The sequence below is a fragment of the Kitasatospora sp. NPDC094028 genome (assembly GCF_049543595.1).
GTDB lineage: Bacteria > Actinomycetota > Actinomycetes > Streptomycetales > Streptomycetaceae > Kitasatospora.
In genome coordinates this window covers 1-1089 of sequence record NZ_JBMVFA010000124.1, presented here as the reverse complement: position 1 = coordinate 1089, position 1089 = coordinate 1, and the positions used below count along the sequence as shown (strand labels likewise).

General features: G+C 70.5%; 1 protein-coding gene. It reads right to left on the bottom strand.

Annotated elements, in window-relative coordinates:
- On the bottom strand, nt 1–1089 hold a 1089-nt coding region (locus tag ACPC54_RS42270; protein WP_498973088.1), incomplete at both ends, for an alpha/beta fold hydrolase.

Here is a 1089-nt window from a genome sequence, read left to right as displayed (position 1 = left end):
ACGGTGTAACGGGGTTTCTCGTCGGCGCAGTTGATCGCCACGTTCGCCGAGGCGATGTTGCTGTAGTGGCCGTTCTCGTCCCGGCCGTTCATCGCGTCGGACAGCACCATCAGCACCTTGCCGTCACCGTCGTACGCCTGCTCCAGGCCCTCGGTGAGGTACTCCCAGAAGTCCTTGGAGTACAGGGACTGCGCGATGCCGTTGGTCGCCGCGGTCTGGGTCAGCAGGCGCGGGGCGATCCCCGGGATCGGCTTCTTCTCCAGGTCGGCCAGGAGTTTCGCGATGCGGTTCTCGACGTCCTGCCGGGTGTCCCCGAGCGGGCAGCCCTCCGGCTTGGCGACGCAGTCCTCGGCGAAGTTGCCGAGCGCCAGCTGGAAGCCCTTCGCCTGGCCGAGCGCGCTCTCCTCGGGGTTCTGCGTGGGGTCCACCACCCCGTCGAACACGGCCCGCCCGACGTGCGTGGGGAACAAGTGGGCGTAGACACCGCCGAGTTGGGTGCCGTACGAGATGCCGAAGTAGTGCAGCTTGTCGTCGCCGAGCACCCGCCGCATCAGATCGATGTCACGGGCCGCGTCGGTGGTGCGCACATGCGGCAGCACCTGTCCTGACCTGCTCTCGCAGCCCGCGTTGAAGTTCCGGGTGCGCTGGACGAGTCGGGTGCGCTCGGCGGCGTCGTCCGGGGTCGCGTCCTGCTGGAAGAACGTGTCGAGCTGAGCGTCGGTCTTGCAGGTCACCGGCGCGCTGCGGCCCACCCCGCGCGGATCGAAGCTGACCAGGTCGTAGCGGGTGCGCAGGGTCGCGTAGTCCTGGGCGAACGCGGGCAGCGTGGTGACACCGCTGCCGCCGGGCCCGCCGAAGTTGAAGATGAGCGAGCCGATCCGCTCGCTCGCGGGCCCGCTGGCCTTGGCCCGGATCAGCGAGATGCCGATGGTGGGCCCCTGCGGCTTGCCCCAGTCGAGGGGCGCCCGCATGGTGGCGCACTCCCAGGTGGTGCCGTTCGGCAGCGGGGACGGCGCGCTCCCGCCGCCCTCCGCCTCGTCCGGGGCCGGGCAGGCCGCCCAGTCCAGCGTCTGCGTCGTCAGGGACGCG